Source organism: Anaeromonas gelatinilytica (assembly GCF_016820635.1).
In the GTDB taxonomy this organism is placed as follows: Bacteria; Bacillota; Clostridia; order Tissierellales; family SIT17; genus Anaeromonas; species Anaeromonas gelatinilytica.
This window is the reverse complement of the sequence record NZ_WSFU01000119.1, coordinates 103846-129633: the sequence shown is the minus strand read 5'-3', so window position 1 is coordinate 129633 and position 25788 is coordinate 103846. Positions and strand designations below refer to the sequence as shown.

Sequence of the window (25788 nt, the reverse complement as noted above, 5' to 3'; positions counted from 1 at the left end):
TTATGATAAGGACTTAATTCTCTTAAAAATAGAGGGGTGATAAATATTAAAGGTCTGATAGTCGGTGGAGGAGAATTTTTAGATGAAGAATTGGTAATGGACTTGATTAATGATTGTGATATTATTATTGCAGCAGATGGAGGAGGTAAATATTTATATGATATAAATGTATTACCTGATATTTTAGTTGGAGATTTTGATACTTTAAATCCTTTTATTTTGAATTATTATAAAGATACTAATATTACTATTTATTCTTTTCCTCCTGAAAAGGATAAAACAGATTTAGAGTTAGCTATTGATTGTGCTTTAGATAATCATATAGATGAATTAAAATTAATAGGTGTTTTAGGCACTAGGATAGATCATTCGCTAGGAAATATTATGTTGTTATTTAATTTAATAGAAAAAGGAATTGACGCAAGAATTATTAATGATAAAAACGAAATTTTTGTAGTGAACAAAGAGATGATTATTACAAAAAATAGATTTGAGTACGTGTCTATATTGCCTATATTAGAAGATTTAAAAGGAATAAAATTAAAAGGATTTGAATACGATATTGATGATTTGAATTTAAAAATATCTTCTACTAGAGGAATCAGTAATAAGCTTGTAAATGATAAAGGTATCATTAAAATAAAATCGGGTAAGGGCTTAATTATTTTATCAAAGGACTAATTATAGTCCTTTTTTTTGTAACATAAATTTTAAATATTAATATAATGAAATATAACATCCTATTATTAGGAGGACTGAGGATATGAAGAAGTTTAATAGAAGAGGTTATTATCATAAAAAAAAATATTATAAAATATTAGGAATTATCTTAGGAGTAGTTGGAACGATAATAATTATACAGGCTATTCCAGTGACTTTTTGGTTAATTATTCTAGGAATATTATGTATTTTATTAGGCTGGACTTTTTTTAGAATGATGTAAATTACATAAAGAATATAAAATGGCTTCCTTTTGGAAGCCATAATGTATTATAAAGCTCTTTGAACTTTATCAGATCTTAAACATCTTGTACATACATATATTCTTTTAGGCGTGCCGTCTACTATTGCCTTTATCTTTTTAATATTAGGACTCCAAGTTCTTTTATTATGACGCTTTGAGAATGTTACATTATTTCCACTTACTTTACCTTTTCCACATACTTCACAGTATTTAGCCATTTAAAACACCTCCTAACTTCCTTTGGTTCAAGAAGCTATTTATATAAACATCAATATTTTATCATAAATTTAAATGTATTTGCAATAAAATGTTGAAATTTTATTTAATTTTGATTATATTATTAGATATGGGTAAATAGTTAAAGAGAATGATAAGTTGAAGAATAGGTAATAATAGGATAAAATATATATATACTAAAGTTTAAAAGGAGGCTAAGTGATGCCTGGAAAAATTAATAATAAATATGGTAACATTAATATTGATGATAATGTATTAGCTTCTATTGCTGGAATGGCAGCTATGGAGTGTTATGGGCTTGTAGGTATGGCAATAAAGAATGCAAAGGATGGATTAGTTGAATTATTAAAAAAAGAGCATTTAACTAAAGGTGTAAAAGTTTATAGTGATAATAGCAAAATAACTATTGATTTATATATAGTAGTTCAATTTGGAACTAAGATTTCCGTAGTAGCTAATAATATAATTGATAAGGTTAAATATAATATAGAAAATCTTACTGGGATGGAAGTGGATAAAGTTAATGTACATGTACAGAGTGTAAGAGTTCAAAAATAGTGTTAGGAGGAAGTGGTTTTGAAAGTTGAATATTTAGAAAGTATCATTGTAAAAAAAGCATTTATTAATGCTGCAAATAAATTGGATAAAAATAAGGAAGTAGTAAATTCATTGAATGTATTTCCTGTACCAGATGGAGATACGGGTACTAATATGTCCCTTACTATGCAGTCTGCAATAAAACATATAAGAAATAATAGTGATAACACAATAGAGTCTATAGCTTCAGCAGCTTCCAGTGGTTCTTTAATGGGAGCTAGAGGAAATTCAGGAGTTATATTATCTCAATTACTTAGAGGATTTGGAAATGGGTTAAAAAATAAAGAGCAACTAAATATAGCAGATATTGCTAATGCGTTTAAATTAGCTTCTGATACAGCTTATAAAGCTGTTATGAAACCTATTGAGGGTACAATACTTACGGTTGCAAGGGAAGTTGCAGAAAAAGCTCTTGAATTAGTTGAAATTGAAGATGATATACAATTATTTTTAGAAAAAGTAATAGAACAAGGAGAAGATGTATTAGAGAGAACTCCAGATATGTTAGATGTATTAAAAGAAGCAGGAGTTGTTGATGCTGGGGGAAAAGGACTTATTTATATACTTAAAGGTGCATTAGAGGCTATAACTGGAAAAGAAGTTATAATAAATGATATAGATTTTGAAAAAGAAGGAAAAAAAATTCATAAAAAAGCTACAGAAGATAGTGAAATAAAATTTGGATATTGTACAGAATTTATTATTAATAATACTGATTATGATCCAAATGTGTTTAGGAATAAAATATCAAGACATGGTGATTCAATGTTGGTGGTTGGATCAGAAGGGATTATAAAGGTTCATATTCATACTAATAATCCAGGGAAAGTCTTACAAGAAGCATTAAAAATTGGTGAATTAATTGATATAAAAATTGATAATATGAGGTATCAACATAGAAGTAATTTGATTGAAGAGAATGAAGATACTGAGAAAAAGAAATCGAAATCTAAAAAGTATAGTTTCATTGCTGTTTCTATGGGAGAAGGAATAAAAAGTGTATTTACTGATTTAAATGTAGATCATATTATCTCTGGTGGACAAACTATGAATCCAAGTACAGAAGATATTTTATCAGCTATTGATAAAGTAGCTGGAGAGAATATTATAATATTACCTAATAACAGTAATATTATATTAGCAGCAAACCAAGCAAAAGAATTGAGTGAAAGAAATATTGAAGTAGTACCAACAAAAACTATTCCTCAAGGAATTTCTGCATTATTAGCTTTTGATGAAGAATTAGATATTGAAGATAATATTGAAAACATGAAAGAATCCATAGCTTATGTAATGACAGGTCAGATAACTTATGCAGTAAGAGATACAAGTATAAATGATAAGGAAATTAAGCAAGATGATATTATAGGAATTTCTGATGGGGATATAAAGGCTGTAGGTAAAGATATAAATACTGTTGCATTGGAATTATTAAGAGAATCTATAAATGAAGATAATGATATAATAACATTATTTTATGGAGAAGATATTAAAGAGGAATATGCTAATGAATTAGCTGAGCTATTAGAAGAAGAATTTGAAAGCCTTGATATTGAAGTTGTTTTTGGAGGTCAACCTTTATATTATTATCTAATATCTGTGGAATAGGAGGAGATAGTTTACTATCTCCTTTTTCTAAATAGTATAAAAATATTATATATTTGATGAAGGAATATATAGATATTGAAAATATTGTTTCTTAAAATTAAGAGGTGGTTATATGAATCTATCGGATTCTGTCCAATATTTGAAAGGAGTAGGGCCTAAAAAAGCTGAAAGACTTAAGAGATTAAATATAAAAACAATAAGTGATATTTTATTTTATTTTCCTAGAAGTTATGAAGATAGAAAGAGTATAAAAAAGATTAGAAATTGTGAAAATAGAGAAAAAGTTACTTTAAGTGTACAAATTTCTGGTTCAGCAGTAACATTAAGACCTAAAAAAGGTATAACTATTACAAAAATACCTGTAAAAGATGAAACTGGATTGGCTTATTTAGTTTATTTTAACCAATCTTATATCAGTAATAATCTTAAAATTGGAGATAAAATTAAAGTAAATGGGAAAGTAAATATATCATATGGTCAAATCCAAATACAAAATCCTATATATACTAAAGGAAATGATAAATCTAAGGTGGGAAGTATTGTACCAATATATTCATTGACTAACAAGATTTCTAACAATGAAATGATAAAGATAGTTAAATATAGTCTTAATAATTATTTAGATCAAGTAGAAGAAATTTTTCCTTTGACAATGAGAGAAAAATTAAATCTAATTTCTATAGATGAAGCTTTTAAAAATGTACATTTTCCAATTGATAGAGATGCATATAAAAGTGCTAAATATAGATTAGTTTTTGAGGAATTCCTTATATTACAGTTAGGTCTACTTTTAATTAAGTCTAAGTTGCAAAATAATAAATTAGGAATTAAGTTTAATATACAAGATCGAAGTAAAGAGTTTATTAATACTCTTCCTTTTAAACTGACTTCAGCTCAGTTAAAAGTGTTTAAAGAAATACAGAAGGACATGGAGTCTACTAAAGTTATGAATAGGTTAGTTCAGGGTGATGTTGGATCAGGGAAAACTATTATTGCAATATTAGCTATGTTGAAATCTACTGTTTCAGGTTATCAATCAGTTATGATGGCTCCTACAGAAATTTTGGCAACTCAACATTATGATGAGATTAATAAATTATTAGAATTTTTTGGTATTAGATGTGAATTGTTAGTGGGAAGTTTAAGTTCAAAAGAAAAATTAAGAATTTTACAAGAATCTAAACAAGGTAATATAGATATTTTAGTTGGAACTCATGCATTAATTGAAGATGGTGTGGAATTTAAAAGATTAGGATTAGCTATAACAGATGAACAACATAGGTTTGGAGTAAGACAAAGAGCAAAATTATCAGATAAAGGTATTGCACCAGATGTGTTAGTAATGACTGCTACTCCAATACCAAGAACTTTAGCAATGATTCTTTATGGAGATTTAGATATATCTATAATAGGTGAATTACCACCAGGAAGAAAAAAAATAGATACTTATGCTGTTAATAGTGGAGCAAAGGCAAGAGTATTTGAATTTGTTAAAAAACAGATAGAAGAGGGAAGACAAGCTTATATTGTTTGTCCTTTAGTAGAAGAATCGGAAAGCTTAGATTTAGAATCTGCTACAGAAATATATGAAGAAATAAATGAAGTATATAAAAATAATTATAAAATAGGATTATTACATGGGAAAATGAAATCCTCAGAAAAAGAAGATATTATGAATAGATTTAAATATGGGGAGCTTGATATATTGGTATCTACCACAGTTATTGAAGTTGGGGTAAATGTACCTAATGCAAATATTATGGTGATAATGAATGCTGAAAGATTTGGATTAGCTCAATTACATCAACTAAGAGGTAGAGTTGGTAGAGGGGAATATAAATCTTTTTGTATTTTAATAAATGAATGTAATAATAAAATTGCTAGGGAAAGAATGAGAATAATGGAAAGAACAACGAACGGTTTTGTTATTTCAGAAAAAGATTTAGAGTTAAGAGGACCTGGAGAGTTTTTTGGTACCAGACAACATGGATTGCCAGATTTGAAAATAGCAAATATATTTACTGATATAAAAATACTTAAAATGGCGCAAAAGGTTGCAGAAAATCTTTTGCATGAAGATTCTACGTTAAATTTACCTAAAAATATAAGGATAAGAAATAGAGTAGATAAATTAATTAATGAAAAATTAAAAAATATATCTATTAATTGATATATTTATTTTGGTTAAAATAAGTAAAAGAGAAAAAAATAAAGAAAGATTATATAATCTTTCTTTATTTTAAAATCCTTATTTTATTGATTTATAAATCTTTAAATTAATATTAATAGATTTTGTCGTATAGTATTTAGTTATGAAAGGGTTTAGTGATAGATGAAGGTATAGTAAAAGGGGAATAGATTTTACTACTTAGTTATCTTACACTATTTTCAACAAAATTATTCATAATTTTTAATTAAACTTTGTAAGTAAAAGTATAATATGCTAAAATAAAATTATTAAACAGTGGAGGAATTAAATTGAGAGTAATAACAGGAATTGCAAAAGGGCATAAATTAAAGGCTCCTAAAGGAATGAATACTAGACCTACTACTGATAGGATAAAAGAAAATTTATTTAATATTATTGGAGATATAGATTGTAATTCATTGGTATTAGATTTATTTGCTGGAAGTGGTAATGTAGGAATAGAATTTTTAAGTAGAGGAGCAGAAAAATGTTATTTTATTGATGTTAATATTTCTAGTTACAAAGTTATATTAGAAAATATAAAGAAAACTAAATTAAATAAGAAATCTGAAATCTATAGAACTACATATGATAAGGCATTAAGAGTTTTAGGAAATAAAAATATAAAATTTAATTATGTTTTTTTAGATCCTCCTTATAATAAAGACTTAGTTAAAAAGGCTTTAAATTTTATAGATGTATATAATTTATTAGCTAAAGATGCTTTGGTAATTGTAGAACATGAAAAAAAACTAGATTTAAGTGAATTTAGTAGTAAATATCATATAAATACAAGAAATTATGGAGATACAAGTATTTCTTTTTTAAGTATAGGGAGGTAGTAAAATGACAGTAATATATCCAGGCAGTTTTGATCCAGTTACATATGGACATTTAGATATCATAAAGAGAGCCAGTAAAAAATTTGATAAAATTATAGTGACTGTACTTAATAATCCATCAAAAAAATCAATGTTTGATGTGAAGGAAAGAGTAGAATTATTAAAGAAAACTACTGAAGATATAAATAATGTAATGATCGATAGTTTTACAGGATTATTAATTGATTATGCAGAAGAAAAAGATGTTTCAATTATAATAAAAGGTTTAAGAGCTATTTCAGATTTTGAATATGAATTTCAAATGGCTCATACCAATTCAATGCTTGATAAAAATATAGAAACAATTTTTTTGATGACAAGCAATAAATATTCTTTTGTAAGTTCAAGTGTAGTAAAAGAAGTTGCTAGATTTAATGGAGATATAAAACAATTAGTACCTAATATAGTAGAAAAAGCTATAAATGAAAAAATAAAGGAGGAATAATAAATGGATTTATTAAAATTATTAAATGAGATTGAAGATATTTTAGAAGAAAGTTCAACAATACCTTTATCAGGTAAATCTCTAGTTGATAGACATGAATTATTGGAAATAATAAAGGAAATAAGAATTAAATTGCCAGATGAAATTAAACAGGCAGAATGGATTAGAGAAGAAAGACAAAGAATATTGGCTGAAGCACAAAAAGAATCGGAAACAATTATAAATGAAGCTAAGTTACATATAGAGGAAATGATAGAGAATGATGAAATAACTAAAAAAGCAAAAGAAAGGTCAGATGAGATAATTTCAAAGGCACAAAATAATGCAAAAGATATACGATTAGGTGCTAAAGAGTATGCTGATGAATTATTAAAAACAGTTCAAGGAGAATTAGCATCTTTTGAAAAAGAAATAGGAACACTGATTAAAACATTAGAAGAAAATAGAAATGAGTTGAGTGAGATGTAAAGGACCTATTTATTTAGGTCCTTTTTATAATATATTTATAGATATCATAAAGTATTTTTGAGATAATAGATAAAATTAAAAGTAGTAGAATAATAAATAAGATTAATTTAAAAGAAATATAAAAAGTATCAAAGAAATTTCTAAAGTAATAATTATTTGTTTTTTTTGAAATAGATTGATTAAATACATTAACAGATTTTATAATTGGTATTTTATATAATATTATTGTAATTATACCTGAAAATATACCATGAAGAATTTTAGAAAATAAGTATATTTTATTATTAATATCTGTCTTAGAAAAAAAGGTTATTGATTGACTATGAATAGATAGACCACTCCATCCGATTAATATACTTACTAAACTAATTACTAATAGATTATTATTAGTAAAGGATTCAGATAGTATTTTACAACCATTTGTAATTTCAATGAGTCCAAAGACAAAACCTTTAATAATATTTACATCTATATTAAGTCCTATGTTAGATAAAAAAATATTTGTTAAAGGTATAAAATTCAATGAATTAAAAACTTCAATAAAAACAGAATAAAATATTATAAATCCACCTACAACTAGAATTGTATTCATAGCATTCTCAACGGATTTAGACATAATAGAACCAATATTCTTTTTTTCAATTAATTCATTATAAGATGCTTTTACCATTTTTTTATATCTATAATTTTGAAAAAATGAATTATTTTTATATTTAAAAAATCTAAATAATAATCCAACGGTTATAGCTCCTAAATAGTGAGATAAGGCAATTATAAAGCCTAAACTTTCATCATTAAACATACCAATTGCTACTGCACCAATCATAAATAAAGGTCCTGAGGTGGAACAAAAAGAAGCTAATCTTTGAGCTTCAGTTTGTGTGATTTTATTTTCCAATCTAAGTCTTGAAATTAATTTTGCACCTATAGGATATCCAGATGTTATACTCATAGTAAATATAAAAGCACCTTCTCCTGGTACGTTAAAAATTGGAAGCATAAATGGACTCATTAAAGATCCTATAAATTTTACTATTCCTAATCTAATTGTTATTTCAGAAAGTATAAAAAAAGGAAGGAGAGAAGGTAATACTGTAAAAAACCAAATATCTACACCAATCAAAGCTGCATTTAGAGAATTTTTAGGATTTAATATTATTAATGTCATTAAAAATAGAAAAAGAATTGGAAATATTAATCCTTTAATATTAAGTTTATATTTTACTAGTTTTTTTATTAAAATGATGAGTATAATAAATAAAATCAAATATAATATATAATTCATTATAGACCTCCGTATATGTTCTAATATATTATATTTAATTGTACTTTTTATTATGTTATACTACATATAAAAACTATCTAAGAATTAATTCTTAGATAGTTTTTATATAAGGAGATATATGATAATCAAAGTTATTTTTTATTTTAGTGGTATTTTTTGTTCCTAAAAAATAGATGTTTGAAGCTTGTATATCTAAATAAAAAATAGGATTTTTCTTTTTGTAATGGGCTACTTTATTGATTATAGAAATATTTGAGTTGTTTTTTATTTCATTTAATATTTTAAATCCTTTTGAATTAGCCCCTAATATTCTAGCATAAAGTGGGAAGTTTAATATATGTTCTTTTTCAAACTTTATATCTAATAGAATATGTATAAGAATTCGTTGTAATCGTGTATAAGCATATCTTTTTGTTTTAACTGAATTGATAATAGAAATAATATTATCAGATTTGTTAGCTTCTTCTATAATTCGATTTTCTAATCCATCTTCAATATCAAAAAATTTTTTCATAGTTTTAGGATTTATAGTACGTAGTTTATATAATAATATATCATTATAATTAGCTAAGGTATTAAAATTACTATATTTTTTAAGATATTCATTTATATATTTTCTGCTAGATTTAGGTAAATTATTAATTAAATCTTGTGTTAGAATATTATTTTTTAATAATGAATTACGTATTCCTGTAGCACTGGATATATTTTCACTTAAATTAATATCATGATATCCTGCACCTATTCTTTGAACTGAATGAGGTTTTATTGAACTATTTAGAATTTTTAAAGCTTTCATATATTCTATGGCTAATATATTATTTGGATTATTTAGGATATTTATTATTTTAGTATCATTAAGTATTTTCTTTAATGTTTTAGCTCGAGCTTTAGGGTAAGATAATCCTTTGTTCAAATGATATTTTATAGTATCTTTGAAAATAGGAGTTTCATTAATTAATATATTAGCAATTTTATCAAAAGATTTTATATTATTGGTTTCACTTCCAAAAGAAATAAAATCTACAACATTTAATTCATTTAATAATCTTACTGCTCCATAGGCAAAAAATTCTGCACTCATAGTTGAATAAATAGTAGGTAACTCTAATACTAAATCTACTCCTGAATCTATTGCCATTTTTGCTCTATGCCATTTATCAATAATAGCAGGTTCTCCTCTTTGAACAAAATTTCCGCTCATTATAGAAATACTATAATCACATTTTGTTTCATGTTTGGATTGTTTTAAATGATATTTATGGCCATTATGGAAAGGATTATATTCTGTAATTAATCCTACAATATTCATATATAACCTCCTAATATTTTAAAAAGTAATAATTGTTAATAATATTATACATAGTATTATATTTAATAATCAAATTATAATAAGAAATTATATGTTTTTTTAATTTGATATAGTATATATAGTTGATTTTTTAAAGGAATTATAATAACATTAATATGTTAGAATATGTAGCTAGGAGGATGAAAATGAAAATATTAGTAGTTAATTGTGGTAGTTCTTCACTTAAATATCAGTTAATTGATATGACAAATGAAGAAGTATTGGCAAAGGGTTTAGCAGAAAGAATAGGAATTGAAGGTTCTAGAATAAAGCATAAATCTACGGGAAAAGAAGAAGTGTTAATAGAGCAACCGATGGATGATCATAAAAAGGCTATAGGATTAGTTCTAGAAGCGTTGGTAAATGAAAATCATGGGGCTATTAAATCTATGGATGAGATTAGTGCTGTAGGACATAGAGTTGTACATGGAGGAGAAAAATTTTCAGATTCTGTAATAATAGGTGATGAAGTGTTAAAAACTATTGATGAATGTTCAGATATAGCACCATTACATAATCCACCAAATATTATGGGGATAAAAGCGTGTCAAGAATTAATGCCAAATACTCCAATGGTGGCTGTGTTTGATACTGCATTTCATCAAAGTATGGAAAGGTCTACATATATTTATGCTCTTCCTTATGAATTATATGAAAAATATGGTATTAGAAGATATGGTTTCCATGGTACGTCTCATAAATATGTGTCACAAAAGGCAGCAGATATGTTAGATAAGGATTTAGAAGGTTTAAAGATAGTAACATGTCATTTAGGAAATGGAGCTAGTCTATCTGCTGTAAAAAATGGAAAATCTATTGATACTAGTATGGGATTTACTCCATTAGAAGGTTTAGTAATGGGGACTAGAAGTGGTGACATGGATCCAGCTATTATTTCATATATAATGGAAAAAGAGAATATGAGTATTGATGAAGTAAATAACTTATTGAATAAAAAATCGGGTGTTTTAGGAATATCAGGAGTAAGTAGTGACTTTAGAGATATAGAAGATGCTGCTTCTCAAGGAAATGAAAGAGCTCAATTGGCTTTAGATAAATTTAAAAGTAGAGTTAAAAAATATATTGGTGCATATGCAGCTATTATGGGTGGAGTTGATGTCATTGTATTTACTGCTGGTTTAGGTGAGAATGCACCAGAAACAAGAAAGTCAATTTGCAAAGGATTAGATTTTATGGGTGTAGAAATTGATGATGATAATAATAATGTAAGAGGAAAAGAAACTGTAATAAGTAGTTCAGATTCAAAAGTTAAAGTTCTTCTTATACCTACGAATGAAGAATTAATGATTGCTAGAGATACTAAAAATTTAATATAAGGAAAAATAATAAATTGTAATATGTATTTTTACGGGTCTGTCAACAAAAAAACTTGACAAAAATATTATTAGTTAATATAATAAAGTTTAGTCACGATAAGAGGTGAATAATATGAAGATTGACCTATCTAATCTTATAGTTGGAAAGTATTATCAGATTAATCTTGATAGTACAATTGAAATTAATGAGATTGAAACTGAGGAAAATAATATTAAATTAACTAAACCTATAAAAATAAATGGAGGTATTTATAATACTGATGATGGCATTTATTTAGAAGCTAAAGTTTATTTTGAGTTTGAGACTAATTGTTCTAGATGTTTAAAAGAACTTATTGTAGAGGAAGAAGCTAATCTTCAATATAGAATTCAAATTGAAGAAGATGAGGAAATTCCGTTTGATGAGGAAATTATCAAAGCATCTGAATATACTATAGACTTAACTAAACCAATTATATCTTCAATATTACTTTCTATACCAATGAAGACCATTTGTGATGAAAATTGCAAAGGAATATGTCCACAATGTGGAAATGATTTAAATGAAGGTCAATGCAATTGTGAAGATGATAATATTGATCCTCGGTTGGCTAAACTGAAAGAATTAATGGATTAATAAGGAGGTGTTTTTAATGGCAGTACCGAAGCGTAAAACATCAAAATCAAGAAGAGATAAAAGAAGATCAGCAAATTCTAAAGCAGTAAAACCAAATATAATGGAATGCCCACAATGCCATGAACCAAAATTACCACATAGAGTATGTCCTTCTTGTGGTTACTACAAAAATAAAGAGGTTAAGGAAGTTAACTAAAAAGATAGTGTAATTGCACTATCTTTTTTTTATAGAAATATTTGATATAATATACTTATGTAATTTTAAATGTTTAGATGCATTATAATATATATAAAATGAAATTAGTACTTGAAAAATAAATAGTAATAATATATACTTACTATTAGTAACAGGTACTAATTTCAAGTTTTAACTTGAGGTGATAATGTGAAAAAACGAATGTCTAAAGCAGAGAGACAAAAGGAATTAAAGAAAAAGTTATCAAATGATCCCTTTTTTACGGATGAAGAACTTACTAATATATTCAATGTAAGTATTCAGACCATAAGATTGGATAGGTTAGAACTTGGAATTCCAGAGCTCAGGGAGAGAGTAAAAAATGTTGCTGAAAAAAATCATTCTAAAGTTAGATCTTTAGGTGGCAAAGAAATTGTAGGAGAGTTAATTGACTTAGAGTTAGGAAAGTCAGGAATATCAATATTAGAAACAACAGAAGATATGGCCTTTGAAAAAACTAATGTTATAAGAGGACATCATATATTTGCTCAGGCTGAATCAATAGCTATGGCGGTCATAGATGCTGAAGTGGCTTTAACAGGAGTAGCTAATATAAAATATCAAACTCCTATTAAGTCAGGAAATAAATTAATAGCTAAAGCTGAAGTTGTAAGACAAAGAGGGAATAAATATTTTGTTCATGTATTTATTTATGAATCTCAAAAGCAAGTTTTTAGAGGAAAATTTATTTTAGTATCTATGGATAAGGAGTGATAGTATGAAAATAGCGATTGATGCCATGAGTGGTGATGGAGGACCTAGAGTAACTGTAAAAGGCAGTATAGATGCAGTAAAGGAATTTGGAGTAAATATTATTCTTGTAGGGAAAGAAGATCTTATTAATGATGAATTAAATAAATATGAATTTGATGCAAATAAAATAGAAGTTATAAATGCTAGTGAAGTTATTGCAAATGAAGACAAACCAGTAGTTGCAATTAGAAAGAAAAAAAATTCTTCTATGGTTAAAGCATTAAAATTAGTGAAAGATAAAGAGGCTGATGCGGTAGTATCTGCAGGTAATACAGGAGCATTATTAAGCGGTGGATTATTTATTGTAGGTAGAATTAAGGGAATTGATAGACCTGCATTATCACCAGTATATCCTACTGAAAAAGGAATATCATTGCTTATAGATGCTGGAGCTAATGTGGATTGTAAACCTAAAAATTTACAACAATTTGGAATAATGGGTTCAATATATGTAGAAAAGGTATTAAATATTAAGAATCCAAAAGTTGGGTTAGTAAATATAGGTGTTGAAGAAGGTAAGGGTAATGAATTAACTAAGGAATCTTTTGATTTACTTAGAAATACTAATATTAATTTTTATGGAAATCTTGAAGTTAGAGATATTCCAGAGGGTAAATGTGATGTATTAGTGTGTGATGGTTTTGTAGGAAATACGATTTTAAAATTAACAGAGGGGTTAGCAACTTCAATTTTTTCATCTTTAAAAAGTGAATTTATGAAAAGTTTGAAGACAAAAATTGGGGCTTTGTTATTAAAATCGGGATTAAAGAATTTCAAAAAGAAAATGGATTATACTGAGCACGGTGGGGCATTGCTTTTAGGTGTAAAAGGAGGAGTGATAAAAGCCCATGGTAGCTCTGATGAAAAAGCCATCAAAAATGCAATTAGACAAGCAATTAAGTTTACTAATAATAATGTGATAGAAATAATTCGTAATGAAATTATAAATATGGAGGGTGACAATGGATAATACTAATTTTGGCGTTGGAATTATTGGCACTGGTAGTTATGTTCCTGATAAAATACTTACTAATAAGGATTTAGAAAAAATTGTAGATACTTCTGATGAATGGATAACTTCTAGAACTGGTATAAAAGAAAGAAGAATTTTAGATAAAGATAAATCTACATCATATATGGCAGAAAAAGCAGCGAAAAAGGCAATAGAGTCTTCAGGATTAAATAGAGAAGATATAGATATGATAATAGTTACGACTGTAACTCCAGATATGGCATTTCCTTCAACAGCATGTATTGTACAAGAAAAATTAGGGCTTAAGAATGCTGCAGCTTTTGATTTAGAAGCAGCTTGTACTGGATTTATATATGGCTTATCTGTAGGATATTCTTTTATTAAATCAGGATTATATGAAAATATTCTAATAATAAGTGCTGATAGTTTATCAAAAATCACGGACTGGGAAGATAGAAATACTTGTGTTCTTTTTGGTGATGGTGCAGGCGCAGCGGTGTTGTCGAAAGTTAAAGATGGAAGGGGATTACTTTCTATTGATATTGGTGCTGATGGTGGAGGTGGAGAATTGTTAACTCAACCAGCAGGAGGTTCTCTTAAACCAGCAAGTATTGATACAGTGAAAAATAAATTACATTATATAAAAATGGAAGGTAATTCTGTTTTTAAATTTGCGGTTAAAATAATGGTTGATTCTTCCAGGAAAGTTATGAGAAAGGTTGGTATGAATATAGATGATATTAATTATTTGATACCTCATCAAGCTAATATGAGGATTATTGAATCTGCATCTAAAAGGCTAAAGATAGATTCAGATAAAGTGTGTTTAAATTTAGATAAGTATGGGAATATGTCTTCGTCATCAATTCCTGTAGCTTTAGATGAAGCTGTTAGAGATGGTAAAATAAAGGAGAATGATAATGTTTTATTAGTTGGTTTTGGTGGAGGATTAACTTGGGGTGCTACTTTAATAAAGTGGTAATCTAGCGTTTAGGAGGTTTTTTATGTTTAATACAAGATTAACTGAAATGTTAAATATAAAATATCCCATAATACAAGGGGGTATGGCTTGGGTAGCTACTGCAGAATTAGCAGCTGCTGTATCAGAAGCAGGTGGATTAGGAATTATAGGATGTGGTAGTGCTCCAGCAGATATAATAAGAAAAGAGATTAGAAAAGTTAAAAGAACTACTAAAAAGCCATTCGGTGTTAATGTAATGCTTATGTCACCTTTTGTAGATGATATAATGGAAATGCTTTATGAAGAAAAAGTTAATGTTGTTACTACTGGAGCTGGAAATCCGGGCAAGTATATTACTAAATTAAAGGAAGTAGGCACAAAAGTTATTCCTGTGGTTCCATCAGTAGCATTAGCAAAGAGAATGGAAAAAGTAGGAGCAGATGCTATAATAGTTGAAGGAACTGAAGCGGGAGGACATGTTGGGGAGCTTACAACTTTTGTTCTTGTACCTCAAATTGTAGATAAAATTGATATTCCGGTTATTGCGGCTGGGGGTATTGCAGATGGAAGAGGATACATAGCAGCATCATCTTTAGGAGCTGAAGGAGTACAGATAGGTACTAGATTTGTTTGTTCAGAAGAGTGTGTTGTTCATGATAGATATAAAGAAAAAATAGTGAATGCTAAAGATAGAGATGCCATAGTTACAGGTAGAAGTACAGGTCATCCAGTAAGAATAATTAAGAATAAATTATCAAAACAAATAACACTTCTTGAAAAAGATAAATCTAATAAAGAAGAAATAGAAAATTTGACGGTAGGTGCTCTTAAAAGAGCTGTTATTGATGGAGATATTGAAAATGGTTCAGTAATGGCTGGACAAAGTAGTGGATTAATAAAAGATATAAAAACTTGTAAAAAAATAATAGATGATATAATAAATGAAGCTAATGATGTAAGAAAGAATTTATGTTAAATTAGCGAAAGGAGAATATTTATGAAAACAGCTTTTGTATTTCCAGGTCAAGGTTCTCAGTATGTTGGAATGGGAAAGGATTTTTATGACAATTATCCGATTGCAAAAAACATATTTGATAAATCAGAAAAGATATTAGGAATAAATATGAAAGAATTATGTTTTGATGGTCCAATGGAAGAACTTTCATTGACTGAGATAACACAACCTGCTATTTTAACTACATCTTATGCTATATTGAAGGTATTAGAGGATAAAGGATTAAAAGCAGAAGTTACTGCAGGATTAAGTTTGGGAGAGTATACAGCATTAGTATATACTGAGGCAATAGACTTTGAAGATGCAGTGAAATTAGTTAAGAGTAGAGGTAAATATATGCAGGAAACTGTGCCTGCAGGTGAAGGAAAGATGGCTGCCTTAATCGAAATGAGTATTGAAGATACTAATAAATTAATAAATGATATAAAAAATGAAGGTATAATAGAAGTAGCAAACTATAATTGTCCTGGGCAAATAGTTATATCTGGTGAAGCACGAGTAGTAGAAAAAGCTTCAAAATTAGCAAAAGAATATGGAGCAAAAAAATCAGTAATATTACCTGTAAGTGCTCCTTTTCATTCAAGTTTATTAAAGCCGGCAGGGGATAAATTAGAGAATGATTTAAAAAATATAGATATAAAATCAATGAATTGTGATCTTATATCTAATGTTACTGGAGATTATGTTGTTGAAGAAGATGTTAAAGAACTATTAAAAAAACAAGTTTATAATTCCGTTTATTGGCAGCAGTCAATTGAAAGAATGTTGAATGATGGAGTTACAAGATTTATTGAAATTGGTCCTGGGAAATCATTATCTACTTTCATAAAGAAAATTTCAAGAAAGCATAAGATTAAAGTTGAAATTAAAAAAATAGAAAATATTAAGGATTTAGATTCAATAGATAGTATAAATTAATTGGGGTGATTTAAATGAATCTTAATGGAAAAAATGCTATTATAACTGGAGGTTCAAGAGGAATTGGTAAGGAGATTGCTCTTATTTTGGCTAAGAATGGTGCTGATATTGTCATAAATTATTCTAATAATGCAAAGAAGGCTACAGAAGTAGTAGATATGATTAAAGATATGGGTAGAAATGCATATGCAATAAAAGCAGATATATCAAAAATGGATGAGGCGAAAAAATTAATAAAAGAGGCCTATGAAAAATTCGAAAAAATTGATATATTAGTTAATAATGCAGGAATAACAAGAGATAATTTAATTATGAGAATGAAAGAGGAAGAATGGGATGATGTTATAGAAGTTAATCTTAAAGGAACTTTTAATGTAAGTAAATCCATTATAAGAAAAATGATGAAACAAAAAAGTGGAAGTATTATAAATATTAGTTCTGTAGTTGGTATAACGGGTAATCCTGGACAATGTAATTATGCTGCGTCAAAAGCTGGTATAATAGGTTTTACTAAGTCATTATCTAAGGAAATAGGAAAGAAAAATATAAGAGTAAACGCTATAGCACCAGGTTTTATTCAAACAGAAATGACTGATAATTTAAATGAAGATATAAAAGAAGAATATCTTAAAAATATATCTTTAGGGAAATTTGGAAGTGCTTTAGATGTAGCAAATGCAGTATTATTTTTATCCAGTGATTTATCTCAATATATTACTGGTCAAACTATAGTAGTTGATGGAGGATTATCTGTATAAATTGAAAGGAGGTGTAAGTAAATGGTATTAGAAAAGTTAAAGGATATTGTAGCAGAACAATTAGATGTTGAAAAAGATGATATTAAATTAGAGTCATCTTTTCAAGATGATTTAGATGCTGATTCATTAGATGTGGTTGAACTTATAATGGCAATTGAAGAGGAATTTGAAATAGAAATACCTGATGAGGATGCTGAGAAAATTTCTAAAGTGAAGGATGCAGTAGATTATATAAATGATCATAAATAATGTTTCATTAAGGTCCCGCCTATGACGGGACTTTAATATTAAAACTTCTATTTAGGAGGTAAATTATGAATAATAGAGTAGTTATAACGGGAATTGGAGTTATTAGTCCTATAGGGATTGGTAAAGATGATTTTTGGAAATCTTTAATAAATGGTGAAAGTGGTATAGATCACATATCTCGATTTGATGTCTCAGAATATTCAACAAAGATAGCTGCAGAAGTTAAGGATTTTGATCCTGTTAATTATATAGATAAAAAAGAAGCTAAGAGGATGGATAGATATACTCAATTTGCAGTATCGGCTTCAAAATTGGCTGTAAATGATGCTAAATTGAATATTGAAGAGATAGATAATGATAGGTTTGGAGTAATACTTGGTTCTGGAATCGGAGGTATAGATACTTTTGAAAAACAAAAAGAAAAGTTAATGAGCAAAGGGCCAAAAAGGGTAAGTCCTTTCTTTATACCAATGATGATAGGAAATATGGCTGCTGGTCAAATAGCAATTACATTTAACGCTAAAGGACCTAATGAAACGGTTGTAACTGCTTGTGCATCATCAACTAATGCTGTAGGAGATGCATTTAAAGTGTTACAGAGAGGAGATGCTGATGTTTTAATAACTGGAGGAACAGAAGCTTCAATCACACCGATGGCCTTAGCAGGTTTTTCGTCTATGAAGGCTTTATCTACTAATAATGATGAACCTAAAAAGGCGAGTAGACCTTTTGATAAAGACAGAGATGGTTTTGTAATGGGAGAAGGCTCTGGTATACTTGTAATGGAAACATTGGAACATGCATTTAAAAGAGGTGCTGATATATATGCCGAAGTAGTAGGATATGGAGCAACATGTGATGCAAATCATATAACAACTCCTTTGGAAGATGGAAGTGGAGCGAAACGTGCTATGGAATTAGCAATTAAAGATGGAAATATAGACAAATCTGAAGTTGATTATATTAATGCTCATGGTACATCCACTTATTATAATGATAAGTTTGAAACAATTGCAATAAAGAATTTATTTGAGGATTTATCATATAATGTTAAAGTAAGTTCGACTAAATCAATGACGGGTCATTTATTAGGCGCGGCTGGAGGTATAGAGGCTATTGCAACTGCATTAGCAATTAAGAATGGAATAATACCACCAACTATAAATTTAACTAATAAAGATGAAGAATGTGATCTTAATTATGTTCCTAATACAGCTGTTAATCAAGAAGTTAATTATGCATTATCAAATTCTTTAGGATTTGGAGGACATAATGCATCTATATTATTAAAAAGATATACAGATAAGTAGAAGTCGGCTTAATGTCGACTTTTGTTTATTAATATGAGAATTAAATTGAAAGAATTTGCATCATAAGTGCTAATTATAGTAAACTATAGAAGGGTATATTTGAAAATGTTTTAGATTAATATTTAAAATATCTTCAATTATATCTATATGATTGGAGGGATTATATGAAAAATTTATCTAAAAAAATAAAAGATAAATTAGTAGAGTTTGAAAATATTATTAATTATAAATTTAACGATACTAAATTACTAAATAGAGCATTAACTCATAGTTCTTTTGCTAATGAATATAAAAAAAGAGATTTAAAGTATAATGAAAGATTAGAATTTTTAGGAGATTCGGTTTTAGGTTTAGTCATTAGTGATTATATATTTAATAAATATGAGAGTTATCCGGAAGGAGAGCTCACAAAAATTCGTGCATTGGTGGTATGTGAAGCATCATTAGCCGAGAGTGCAAGAAAGCTAAAAATTGGAGAATTTTTATTACTTGGAAAAGGGGAAGAAGCTACTGGTGGTAGAACTAGAACGAGTATATTATCTGATGCATTTGAAGCAATAATAGGAGCTATATATATAGATGGTGGAATTAGTGTTTCAAGAAGATTTATATTGGGAAATTTATTGGAAACTATTGAAGATGCTGTAAATGGTGAATTATTATTAGATTATAAAACAGAACTTCAAGAATTAATTCAAAAAGATAATAAATATCCTATTGAGTATAAAGTTATTAAAGAAGAGGGACCTGATCATAATAAAAGTTTTTTCGTGGAAGTTTTAAATGATAATAGAGTTTTAGGTAAGGGTAAAGGAACTAGCAAGAAAGAAGCTGAACAAGCAGCAGCTAAAGTAGCTTTGAAAAGAGTTGAAAAATAATGAATAAAAAATATTATATAATACCTATTTTTATACCTCATAGAGGCTGTCCTCATGATTGTGTTTTTTGTAATCAGAGAAAAATTACTGGATTAGATACAGAGATTACTGAGGAAGAAGTTGTTGAAATTATTGAAAAAAATTTGAATACTATGCAAAAAGATTCTATAAAAGAAGTAGCTTTTTTTGGCGGAAGCTTTACAGGATTAGATATAAGTACTCAAAAATCACTTTTAAGTATAGCAAAGAGATATAAGGATAATGGAAAGATTCATAAAATCAGATTGTCTACTAGGCCGGATTATATCGATTGTGAAATAATCGAAAACTTAAAGGGTTGTAGTGTTGATATAATTGAATTAGGAGTACAATCTATGGATAATGATGTACTTATCAAGAGTAATAGAGGTCATGATATAAGTGATGTTTATCATGCTGTAGATCTTATAAAGAAAAATGATTTTGAGTTAGGGTTACAAATGATGGTTGGTCTTGTAGGAGATACAAAATTCAAATCATTATTTACTGCAAAAGAGTTTATTAAACTTAGTCCAAATTTAGTAAGAATTTATCCTACATTAGTAGTTAAAGAAACTTATTTAGAAGAGTTATATAAAAGTGGAGAGTATGAACCTTTGACTATTAATAAGACTATAGATTATGTTAAAGATATTTTAATGCTTTTTGAATATTATGATATACCAGTAATTCGAATAGGATTACAGCCTACTGATAATATATCCTTGAATAAAGATGTTATAGTAGGACCATTTCATCCTGCAATTAGACAGATTATTGAATCTAAGATATATAGTGATGTATTAGAAATGTTTATTGATGAAAATAAATTTAAATCGAAGGAATTAATTGTTAGTTTAAATAACAAGTATGTTTCAAATTTTGTAGGGTTTAAAGGTGAGAATTTAAAGAAACTTAAACAAAATTTTAGAGTAAAGATTTTAGGAACAAATAGTGGAGATGAAATAATAATAAATGATGGAACTGATAAATATAAGTTGAATAGGAAATATTTTACAGAAAGATATTTAGCTGAACATAATTTAATATAATTTTCTATGGAAAAAAGAGGGGAATAATATGTATTTAAAAAGGTTAGAATTACAAGGATTTAAATCTTTTGCTAATAAAACTACTATAGATTTTGAAGATGGAATAACAGGAGTGGTAGGACCAAATGGAAGTGGAAAAAGTAATATATCAGATGCTATAAGATGGGTTTTAGGAGAACAGAGTGCTAAAACATTAAGAGGAAGTAAAATGGAAGATGTTATATTTTCTGGTACTTCTAAACGTAGACCATTGGGTTTTGGAGAGGTGACTCTTGTTTTAGATAATAAAGATAAAGAAATACCTATTGATTTTTCTGAAGTAAGTGTAACTAGACGAGTTTTTCGATCAGGAGAAAGTGAATATTATATAAATAAGAGTTCAACTAGACTAAAGGATATTAGAGAATTATTTATGGATACTGGAGTTGGTACTGATGGTTATTCTATAATAGGACAAGGCAAGATAGAGGAAATTTTATCAACTAAATCTGAAGATAGAAGAAATCTTATAGAAGAAGCTGTTGGCATTGTAAAGTATAAAACTAGAAAAAAAGAATCTGAAAAGAAATTAGAAAAAACTAGAGATAATTTAGTTAGAATCAGTGATATAGAAGAAGAGTTATATAAACAAATAGAACCTCTTAAGGCTCAATCTGATAAAGCCGAAAAATATTTGAGATTATCTAAAGATTTAAAAGAAATGGAAATTAATTTATTTATAAGAGAGATTATCAGATTAAAAGATCAGGTAAAGCATTTAAATCAACAGAAAGATTTGGTTGAAAAACAATATAAATTTAATAATAAAAAGAAAAATCAAATAGAAGATAAATTTCAAGAAGTAAAAGAATTAATAGAAAAGTTAGATAAGGATATTGAGAGAATACAAGATAAGAAACAAGAAATTCAAAGTGAAAATGAGAAAAAAGTGGGAGATTATAAAATAAGTAATGAGAGAATTACTTATTTAAATAGAGAGATTAACAGATTAAAATTAGATTTAGAAGATACTATTAAAAATTATGAGAAAAAGAATAAAGAAATAGACGATTTATATGAAGAAAAAGAAAAAATAAATTTCTCTATGAATGATTTAAAAAACACATTAGATGAAAAAATAAATAGATTAAAATTAAAAGAAGAAAAAGTTCAATCTGTTGAAAAAAATATTGAAGATAAAAAAAATAGTATAATTGATTTATTAAATTATATAACTGAAAAAAAAGGTGAAATAAATACATTAGAATCTTTTTATAAGAATATAGATAAAAGATTAGAACAGATATTGGAAGAAAAAAATCAATTAATAAAAGATAAGAAACAATTTGAAAGTGATATTTGTAGTGTAAGTGATGAACTTGAAGATTTAAATATTAAATTAGAATCATCTAATGAAAATAAGATGAAATTAATAAGTAAGATTGAAACTTTAAAGGAAAATAGTGAAGAAACTTCTGATAAACTTAATGATTTAAAGGGAGATATTCAAAGTAAGAATTCAAAACTTAAGATGCTAGAAAATATGAAGGAACAATATGAGGGATATTATAAAGGAGTTAAAAATATCTTAATAGCATGTAAAAAGGATAGAAATTTACAAAAAGGTTTTAAGGGTGTAGTAGCTGAATTATTAAAAGTAGAAGAAAAGTATGATAAAGCTATAGAGATAGCAATAGGAGCATCAGCCCAAAATATAGTAACCGAGAAAAAAGATGATGCTAAGAGACTTATTGAATATTTGAAAAAAAATAAATTAGGAAGAGTTACATTTTTACCTCAAGAAGCTATTAAAGGTAGACAGCTTAATAAACATGAATCCAATGTTTTACAAGAGGATGGAGTTTTAGGGATAGCTTCAAAGATTATAAAATTTGATAAGGAATTTAAGGATATATTTGAGTATCTTTTGGGTAGAACATTAATCGTGAAAGATTTGGATACAGGGATATTTGTTTCTAAAAAGATTAATAATTCTCTTAAAATTGTAACTTTAGATGGAGATGTTTTTAATCCTGGTGGTTCTATGACCGGTGGAAATTATAAGGGGTCAAATAATAGTTTAATAGGTAGGAATAGAGAAATTGATATATTAAAAGAGGATATTCATAATTCCGTTGAAAAGTATAATAATTTAGTTAAAGTGTATACTTCATTAAAAGATGAAATTAGTAAGTCTGAGGATATTTTAGAACAATCAAATGATAAAATAGGATCTTTGAAAATTAATATAGGTAGTATGAAAAATAAAATTAAAACTTTTAATGATCAATTAAAAGACAAAGAGACTAGAATTAATAAATATTTAAATGAGATTGAAAGTCTTGATAGTGAGAAGGAAGATTCAATTATACAAATTAATAATATAAAAGAAGAAATTAAGAGTTTAGAAAGAAAAAATAATTTAACTAAGGATAATATAGATTCAGAAGTAAAAGATTATGAAAAAAAAGTACAAGAAATTAAAGCTTTAAATGATGAAATAATAAAGATGAAGATTAAATTAGCTTCTATAGAACAAAAAAATGAAGAAATTATTAATACTTCTTCAAGATTAGAAAAAGAAATTGAAAATTTATTAAATAAAAGAAAAAATATAGAAACAGATATAAATAATAAGAGAAAAGGAATAGAAAAAAGTGAGAATGTAATTGAAAAATTAGTTCAAGAAAAAGAAGAATTACAAGAAAAACTTTCTAAGTGTAATTCAGATTTAATTAAAATTAAAAATAAAAGAACTTTATATATGGACACATTTTATAAAGAACAAGAAAAATTAAAAAAGATGAACGAAAGTATATCAGAACTTCAAAATAGTATTAATGCAATGGAAATTAAATTAGCAAAATATGAAACTCAATTAGAAAACTATAATAATAAATTATGGGATGAATATGAATTAACATATCAAATGGCTTTAGATTATAAAGTAGAAATAGAAAACGTAACAAAAGTTCAAAATAATGTAAGGGATATAAAAAGAAAAATAAAGACTCTTGGTAATGTAAATATTGAGTCTATTAATCAGTATAAAGAAGTATCAGAAAGATATGAATTTCTGATAAAACAGAAAGAGGATTTAATAAATGCTCAGAAGAGTTTAGAAAAAGTAATTGATGATATGGAAAAAAAGATGAAAGAACAATTTTTAGAGAATTTTAATGTTATTAAGAATAATTTTAAAGATATATTTTCTCAATTATTTGGAGGCGGAAAATCAGATATATATTTAGTTGATGAAGAAAATGTACTTACAAGTCCTATAGAAATAAAGGCCCAGCCACCAGGGAAAAAATTACAAAGTATTAGTCTTTTATCTGGAGGAGAAAAATCATTAACAGCAATATCATTATTATTTGCAATTTTAAAACTTAAACCTACTCCATTTTGTGTTTTAGATGAAATAGAAGCAGCTTTGGATGATGCCAATGTAGTTAGATTTTCTGAATATCTTAGACAGTTTTCTGATAAAACTCAATTCATTGTTATAACTCATAGAAAAGGTACTATGGAGGCAGTAGATTCATTGTATGGTGTGACAATGGAGGAAAATGGTGTAAGTAAATTATTATCTGTAAAACTTATGGATATAATGGAAGAAAAAGTTAGTTAGGAGGAAGAAAATGTTTAATAAATTTTTAAAAAAATATAAAGATGAAGAAAAAAGTAATGAAAATGTAGAAAATAAATCATTGAAAGATAGTGAAGTAGAGGAGAATGCATCTATAGATAATATTGAAAAAAATAGAGAAGGTTTTCTTAGTAGATTTAAAAAAGGATTAGAAAAAACTAAAAGAGGAATATCTGATAAAGTTGATGATATAATTAAATCTTATCAGAAAATTGATGATGAGCTTTTTGAAGAATTAGAAGAAGTACTTATAATGGCAGATATTGGTTTTGAAACTACAGAAAGAATAATAGAAGAAGTTAAGGATAAAGTTAAGGAAAGAAAAATAACTGATGCGAATGATATTAAATTAATTCTCAAAGAAGAATTAAAAGAAATTCTTGAGGATGTAGATGGAAAAAATAAATTGAACATTAATCCATATCCTGCCATTTTATTAGTTGTAGGGGTTAATGGAGTAGGAAAAACTACTACAATAGGAAAATTAGCATATAGGTTTAAAGAAGAAGGTAGAAAAGTATTATTAACTGCTGGAGATACTTTTAGAGCAGCAGCAATAGAACAACTTGGTGAATGGGCAAATAGAGCAAATGTAGATATTATATCTCATAGTGAAGGTTCAGATCCTGCTGCTGTTATATTTGATGGGATACAGGCTGCCAAAGCAAGAAATGTTGATATATTAATATGTGATACTGCTGGTAGGCTTCATAATAAAAAGAATTTAATGAATGAATTAAATAAGATTTTTAGGGTTGTAGCTAGAGAATATCCTGATGCAAATAAGGAAGTGTTACTTGTAGTTGATGCTACAACTGGACAGAATGCTATTATGCAGGCTAAAGTATTTAAAGAAGCTTGTGATATTACAGGAATAGCATTAACTAAATTAGATGGAACTGCAAAAGGTGGTGTTGTATTTGCAGTTCAATCAGAGTTAGATGTACCTGTTAAATTAGTAGGCGTAGGTGAAGGAATAAATGACTTGCAAGATTTTGATTCTGAAGATTTCGTAGATGCAATTTTTCCTGAATAAAATAATTGACAAGTAGGGAAATCTATT

General features: G+C 27.1%; 26 protein-coding genes. 23 read left to right on the top strand and 3 right to left on the bottom strand.

What is annotated here, in order from left to right; genetic code table 11:
• Window positions 1–36 precede the first annotated feature (36 nt).
• Entirely contained in the window at window positions 37–681 is a 645-nt protein-coding gene (locus GOQ29_RS10795) for a thiamine diphosphokinase (protein WP_203372662.1), read from the top strand.
• 82 nt (window positions 682–763) lie between these two features.
• Window positions 764–943 carry a hypothetical protein gene (locus tag GOQ29_RS10790; RefSeq protein ID WP_203372661.1) on the top strand — a complete coding sequence of 60 codons (180 nt, stop codon included), beginning with the start codon at window positions 764–766 and terminating at the stop codon, window positions 941–943.
• 47 nt (window positions 944–990) lie between these two features.
• Here the strand turns inward: GOQ29_RS10790 and rpmB are convergent, their stop codons facing one another.
• Window positions 991–1182 (bottom strand): 50S ribosomal protein L28, encoded by a 192-nt coding sequence (rpmB, locus tag GOQ29_RS10785; protein ID WP_203372660.1) that lies wholly within the window; start codon window positions 1180–1182, stop codon window positions 991–993.
• 220 nt (window positions 1183–1402) lie between these two features.
• Here rpmB and GOQ29_RS10780 point away from each other — a divergent pair, with 220 nt between their 5' ends.
• The 6 genes from GOQ29_RS10780 (at window position 1403) to GOQ29_RS10755 (ending at window position 7388) form a co-directional block, all read left to right on the top strand.
• On the top strand, window positions 1403–1759 hold the full coding sequence (locus tag GOQ29_RS10780) for an Asp23/Gls24 family envelope stress response protein (RefSeq protein WP_203372659.1): 357 nt from the start codon (window positions 1403–1405) through the stop codon (window positions 1757–1759).
• An 18-nt stretch (window positions 1760–1777) separates the two neighbouring features.
• Window positions 1778–3406, top strand: coding sequence for a DAK2 domain-containing protein (locus GOQ29_RS10775; protein ID WP_203372658.1), 1629 nt, complete (start codon window positions 1778–1780; stop codon window positions 3404–3406).
• 112 nt (window positions 3407–3518) lie between these two features.
• Window positions 3519–5576 carry an ATP-dependent DNA helicase RecG gene (recG, locus tag GOQ29_RS10770; RefSeq protein WP_203372657.1) on the top strand — a complete coding sequence of 686 codons (2058 nt, stop codon included), beginning with the start codon at window positions 3519–3521 and terminating at the stop codon, window positions 5574–5576.
• Between the two features lie 278 nt (window positions 5577–5854).
• A complete protein-coding gene (gene rsmD, locus GOQ29_RS10765) occupies window positions 5855–6436 on the top strand; it encodes a 16S rRNA (guanine(966)-N(2))-methyltransferase RsmD (RefSeq protein ID WP_350446014.1) in 582 nt (193 codons plus the stop codon).
• A gap of 4 nt (window positions 6437–6440) precedes the next feature.
• Window positions 6441–6920 carry a pantetheine-phosphate adenylyltransferase gene (gene coaD / locus GOQ29_RS10760; protein ID WP_203372655.1) on the top strand — a complete coding sequence of 160 codons (480 nt, stop codon included), beginning with the start codon at window positions 6441–6443 and terminating at the stop codon, window positions 6918–6920.
• Window positions 6921–6923: 3 nt separating this feature from the next.
• Window positions 6924–7388, top strand: coding sequence for an ATP synthase subunit B family protein (locus GOQ29_RS10755; RefSeq protein ID WP_203372654.1), 465 nt, complete (start codon window positions 6924–6926; stop codon window positions 7386–7388).
• Between the two features lie 13 nt (window positions 7389–7401).
• Here GOQ29_RS10755 and ylbJ read toward each other — a convergent pair whose 3' ends face one another.
• Together ylbJ and GOQ29_RS10745 are read right to left on the bottom strand one after the other, a co-directional pair.
• The gene (gene ylbJ, locus GOQ29_RS10750; RefSeq protein ID WP_203372653.1) at window positions 7402–8673 is read right to left on the bottom strand and encodes a sporulation integral membrane protein YlbJ; all 1272 of its coding nucleotides are present in this window, start codon (window positions 8671–8673) and stop codon (window positions 7402–7404) included.
• Window positions 8674–8764: 91 nt separating this feature from the next.
• Complete coding sequence (locus GOQ29_RS10745) at window positions 8765–9985, bottom strand: nucleotidyltransferase (RefSeq protein WP_203372652.1); 1221 nt, start codon at window positions 9983–9985, stop codon at window positions 8765–8767.
• Window positions 9986–10170: 185 nt separating this feature from the next.
• On the opposite strand from GOQ29_RS10745, the gene GOQ29_RS10740 reads away from it, so the two are divergent.
• The 15 genes from GOQ29_RS10740 to ftsY all read left to right on the top strand — a co-directional run bounded on the left by GOQ29_RS10740 (window position 10171) and on the right by ftsY (window position 25761).
• A complete protein-coding gene (locus GOQ29_RS10740) occupies window positions 10171–11361 on the top strand; it encodes an acetate/propionate family kinase (RefSeq protein ID WP_203372651.1) in 1191 nt (396 codons plus the stop codon).
• A gap of 112 nt (window positions 11362–11473) precedes the next feature.
• Complete coding sequence (locus GOQ29_RS10735) at window positions 11474–11977, top strand: YceD family protein (RefSeq protein WP_203372650.1); 504 nt, start codon at window positions 11474–11476, stop codon at window positions 11975–11977.
• A gap of 16 nt (window positions 11978–11993) precedes the next feature.
• The gene (gene rpmF / locus GOQ29_RS10730; protein WP_203372649.1) at window positions 11994–12173 is read left to right on the top strand and encodes a 50S ribosomal protein L32; all 180 of its coding nucleotides are present in this window, start codon (window positions 11994–11996) and stop codon (window positions 12171–12173) included.
• A gap of 189 nt (window positions 12174–12362) precedes the next feature.
• The gene (fapR, locus tag GOQ29_RS10725) at window positions 12363–12926 is read left to right on the top strand and encodes a transcription factor FapR (RefSeq protein ID WP_484477080.1); all 564 of its coding nucleotides are present in this window, start codon (window positions 12363–12365) and stop codon (window positions 12924–12926) included.
• A gap of 4 nt (window positions 12927–12930) precedes the next feature.
• On the top strand, window positions 12931–13935 hold the full coding sequence (gene plsX / locus GOQ29_RS10720; protein ID WP_203372648.1) for a phosphate acyltransferase PlsX: 1005 nt from the start codon (window positions 12931–12933) through the stop codon (window positions 13933–13935).
• The gene (locus GOQ29_RS10715; protein WP_203372647.1) at window positions 13928–14920 is read left to right on the top strand and encodes a beta-ketoacyl-ACP synthase III; all 993 of its coding nucleotides are present in this window, start codon (window positions 13928–13930) and stop codon (window positions 14918–14920) included. The genes plsX and GOQ29_RS10715 overlap by 8 nt, the downstream gene beginning before the upstream one ends.
• Before the next feature lie 22 nt (window positions 14921–14942).
• The gene (gene fabK, locus GOQ29_RS10710; protein ID WP_203372646.1) at window positions 14943–15875 is read left to right on the top strand and encodes an enoyl-[acyl-carrier-protein] reductase FabK; all 933 of its coding nucleotides are present in this window, start codon (window positions 14943–14945) and stop codon (window positions 15873–15875) included.
• A gap of 21 nt (window positions 15876–15896) precedes the next feature.
• Window positions 15897–16832: an ACP S-malonyltransferase gene (gene fabD / locus GOQ29_RS10705; protein WP_203372645.1), complete on the top strand. Its 936-nt coding sequence runs from the start codon at window positions 15897–15899 to the stop codon at window positions 16830–16832.
• Between the two features lie 14 nt (window positions 16833–16846).
• On the top strand, window positions 16847–17590 hold the full coding sequence (gene fabG / locus GOQ29_RS10700; RefSeq protein WP_203372644.1) for a 3-oxoacyl-[acyl-carrier-protein] reductase: 744 nt from the start codon (window positions 16847–16849) through the stop codon (window positions 17588–17590).
• Between the two features lie 21 nt (window positions 17591–17611).
• Complete coding sequence (gene acpP / locus GOQ29_RS10695; protein ID WP_203372643.1) at window positions 17612–17839, top strand: acyl carrier protein; 228 nt, start codon at window positions 17612–17614, stop codon at window positions 17837–17839.
• A 65-nt stretch (window positions 17840–17904) separates the two neighbouring features.
• Window positions 17905–19149: a beta-ketoacyl-ACP synthase II gene (gene fabF / locus GOQ29_RS10690; RefSeq protein WP_203372642.1), complete on the top strand. Its 1245-nt coding sequence runs from the start codon at window positions 17905–17907 to the stop codon at window positions 19147–19149.
• A 164-nt stretch (window positions 19150–19313) separates the two neighbouring features.
• Window positions 19314–20027, top strand: a complete 714-nt coding sequence (rnc, locus tag GOQ29_RS10685; protein WP_203372641.1) for a ribonuclease III — start codon at window positions 19314–19316, stop codon at window positions 20025–20027.
• Entirely contained in the window at window positions 20027–21097 is a 1071-nt protein-coding gene (locus GOQ29_RS10680; RefSeq protein ID WP_203372640.1) for an elongator complex protein 3, read from the top strand. Before rnc ends, GOQ29_RS10680 begins: the two co-directional genes overlap by 1 nt.
• Window positions 21098–21125: 28 nt before the next feature.
• The gene (gene smc / locus GOQ29_RS10675; protein WP_203372639.1) at window positions 21126–24707 is read left to right on the top strand and encodes a chromosome segregation protein SMC; all 3582 of its coding nucleotides are present in this window, start codon (window positions 21126–21128) and stop codon (window positions 24705–24707) included.
• Between the two features lie 10 nt (window positions 24708–24717).
• Complete coding sequence (gene ftsY / locus GOQ29_RS10670) at window positions 24718–25761, top strand: signal recognition particle-docking protein FtsY (RefSeq protein WP_203372638.1); 1044 nt, start codon at window positions 24718–24720, stop codon at window positions 25759–25761.
• Window positions 25762–25788 lie beyond the last annotated feature (27 nt).

What these genes read in the sequence shown, in the direction of transcription:
- rpmB (WP_203372660.1), bottom strand. Translation starts at nt 1,182, where the DNA reads ATGGCTAAATACTGTGAAGTATGTGGAAAAGGTAAAGTAAGTGGAAAT.
- GOQ29_RS10755 (WP_203372654.1), top strand. Translation starts at nt 6,924, where the DNA reads ATGGATTTATTAAAATTATTAAATGAGATTGAAGATATTTTAGAAGAA.
- fabF (WP_203372642.1), top strand. Translation starts at nt 17,905, where the DNA reads ATGAATAATAGAGTAGTTATAACGGGAATTGGAGTTATTAGTCCTATA.
- GOQ29_RS10680 (WP_203372640.1), top strand. Translation starts at nt 20,027, where the DNA reads ATGAATAAAAAATATTATATAATACCTATTTTTATACCTCATAGAGGC.
- fabG (WP_203372644.1), top strand. Translation starts at nt 16,847, where the DNA reads ATGAATCTTAATGGAAAAAATGCTATTATAACTGGAGGTTCAAGAGGA.
- rnc (WP_203372641.1), top strand. Translation starts at nt 19,314, where the DNA reads ATGAAAAATTTATCTAAAAAAATAAAAGATAAATTAGTAGAGTTTGAA.
- smc (WP_203372639.1), top strand. Translation starts at nt 21,126, where the DNA reads ATGTATTTAAAAAGGTTAGAATTACAAGGATTTAAATCTTTTGCTAAT.
- rpmF (WP_203372649.1), top strand. Translation starts at nt 11,994, where the DNA reads ATGGCAGTACCGAAGCGTAAAACATCAAAATCAAGAAGAGATAAAAGA.
- GOQ29_RS10715 (WP_203372647.1), top strand. Translation starts at nt 13,928, where the DNA reads ATGGATAATACTAATTTTGGCGTTGGAATTATTGGCACTGGTAGTTAT.
- coaD (WP_203372655.1), top strand. Translation starts at nt 6,441, where the DNA reads ATGACAGTAATATATCCAGGCAGTTTTGATCCAGTTACATATGGACAT.
- plsX (WP_203372648.1), top strand. Translation starts at nt 12,931, where the DNA reads ATGAAAATAGCGATTGATGCCATGAGTGGTGATGGAGGACCTAGAGTA.
- GOQ29_RS10780 (WP_203372659.1), top strand. Translation starts at nt 1,403, where the DNA reads ATGCCTGGAAAAATTAATAATAAATATGGTAACATTAATATTGATGAT.
- acpP (WP_203372643.1), top strand. Translation starts at nt 17,612, where the DNA reads ATGGTATTAGAAAAGTTAAAGGATATTGTAGCAGAACAATTAGATGTT.
- GOQ29_RS10790 (WP_203372661.1), top strand. Translation starts at nt 764, where the DNA reads ATGAAGAAGTTTAATAGAAGAGGTTATTATCATAAAAAAAAATATTAT.
- GOQ29_RS10740 (WP_203372651.1), top strand. Translation starts at nt 10,171, where the DNA reads ATGAAAATATTAGTAGTTAATTGTGGTAGTTCTTCACTTAAATATCAG.
- recG (WP_203372657.1), top strand. Translation starts at nt 3,519, where the DNA reads ATGAATCTATCGGATTCTGTCCAATATTTGAAAGGAGTAGGGCCTAAA.
- fabD (WP_203372645.1), top strand. Translation starts at nt 15,897, where the DNA reads ATGAAAACAGCTTTTGTATTTCCAGGTCAAGGTTCTCAGTATGTTGGA.
- GOQ29_RS10745 (WP_203372652.1), bottom strand. Translation starts at nt 9,985, where the DNA reads ATGAATATTGTAGGATTAATTACAGAATATAATCCTTTCCATAATGGC.
- GOQ29_RS10735 (WP_203372650.1), top strand. Translation starts at nt 11,474, where the DNA reads ATGAAGATTGACCTATCTAATCTTATAGTTGGAAAGTATTATCAGATT.
- fabK (WP_203372646.1), top strand. Translation starts at nt 14,943, where the DNA reads ATGTTTAATACAAGATTAACTGAAATGTTAAATATAAAATATCCCATA.
- ftsY (WP_203372638.1), top strand. Translation starts at nt 24,718, where the DNA reads ATGTTTAATAAATTTTTAAAAAAATATAAAGATGAAGAAAAAAGTAAT.
- ylbJ (WP_203372653.1), bottom strand. Translation starts at nt 8,673, where the DNA reads ATGAATTATATATTATATTTGATTTTATTTATTATACTCATCATTTTA.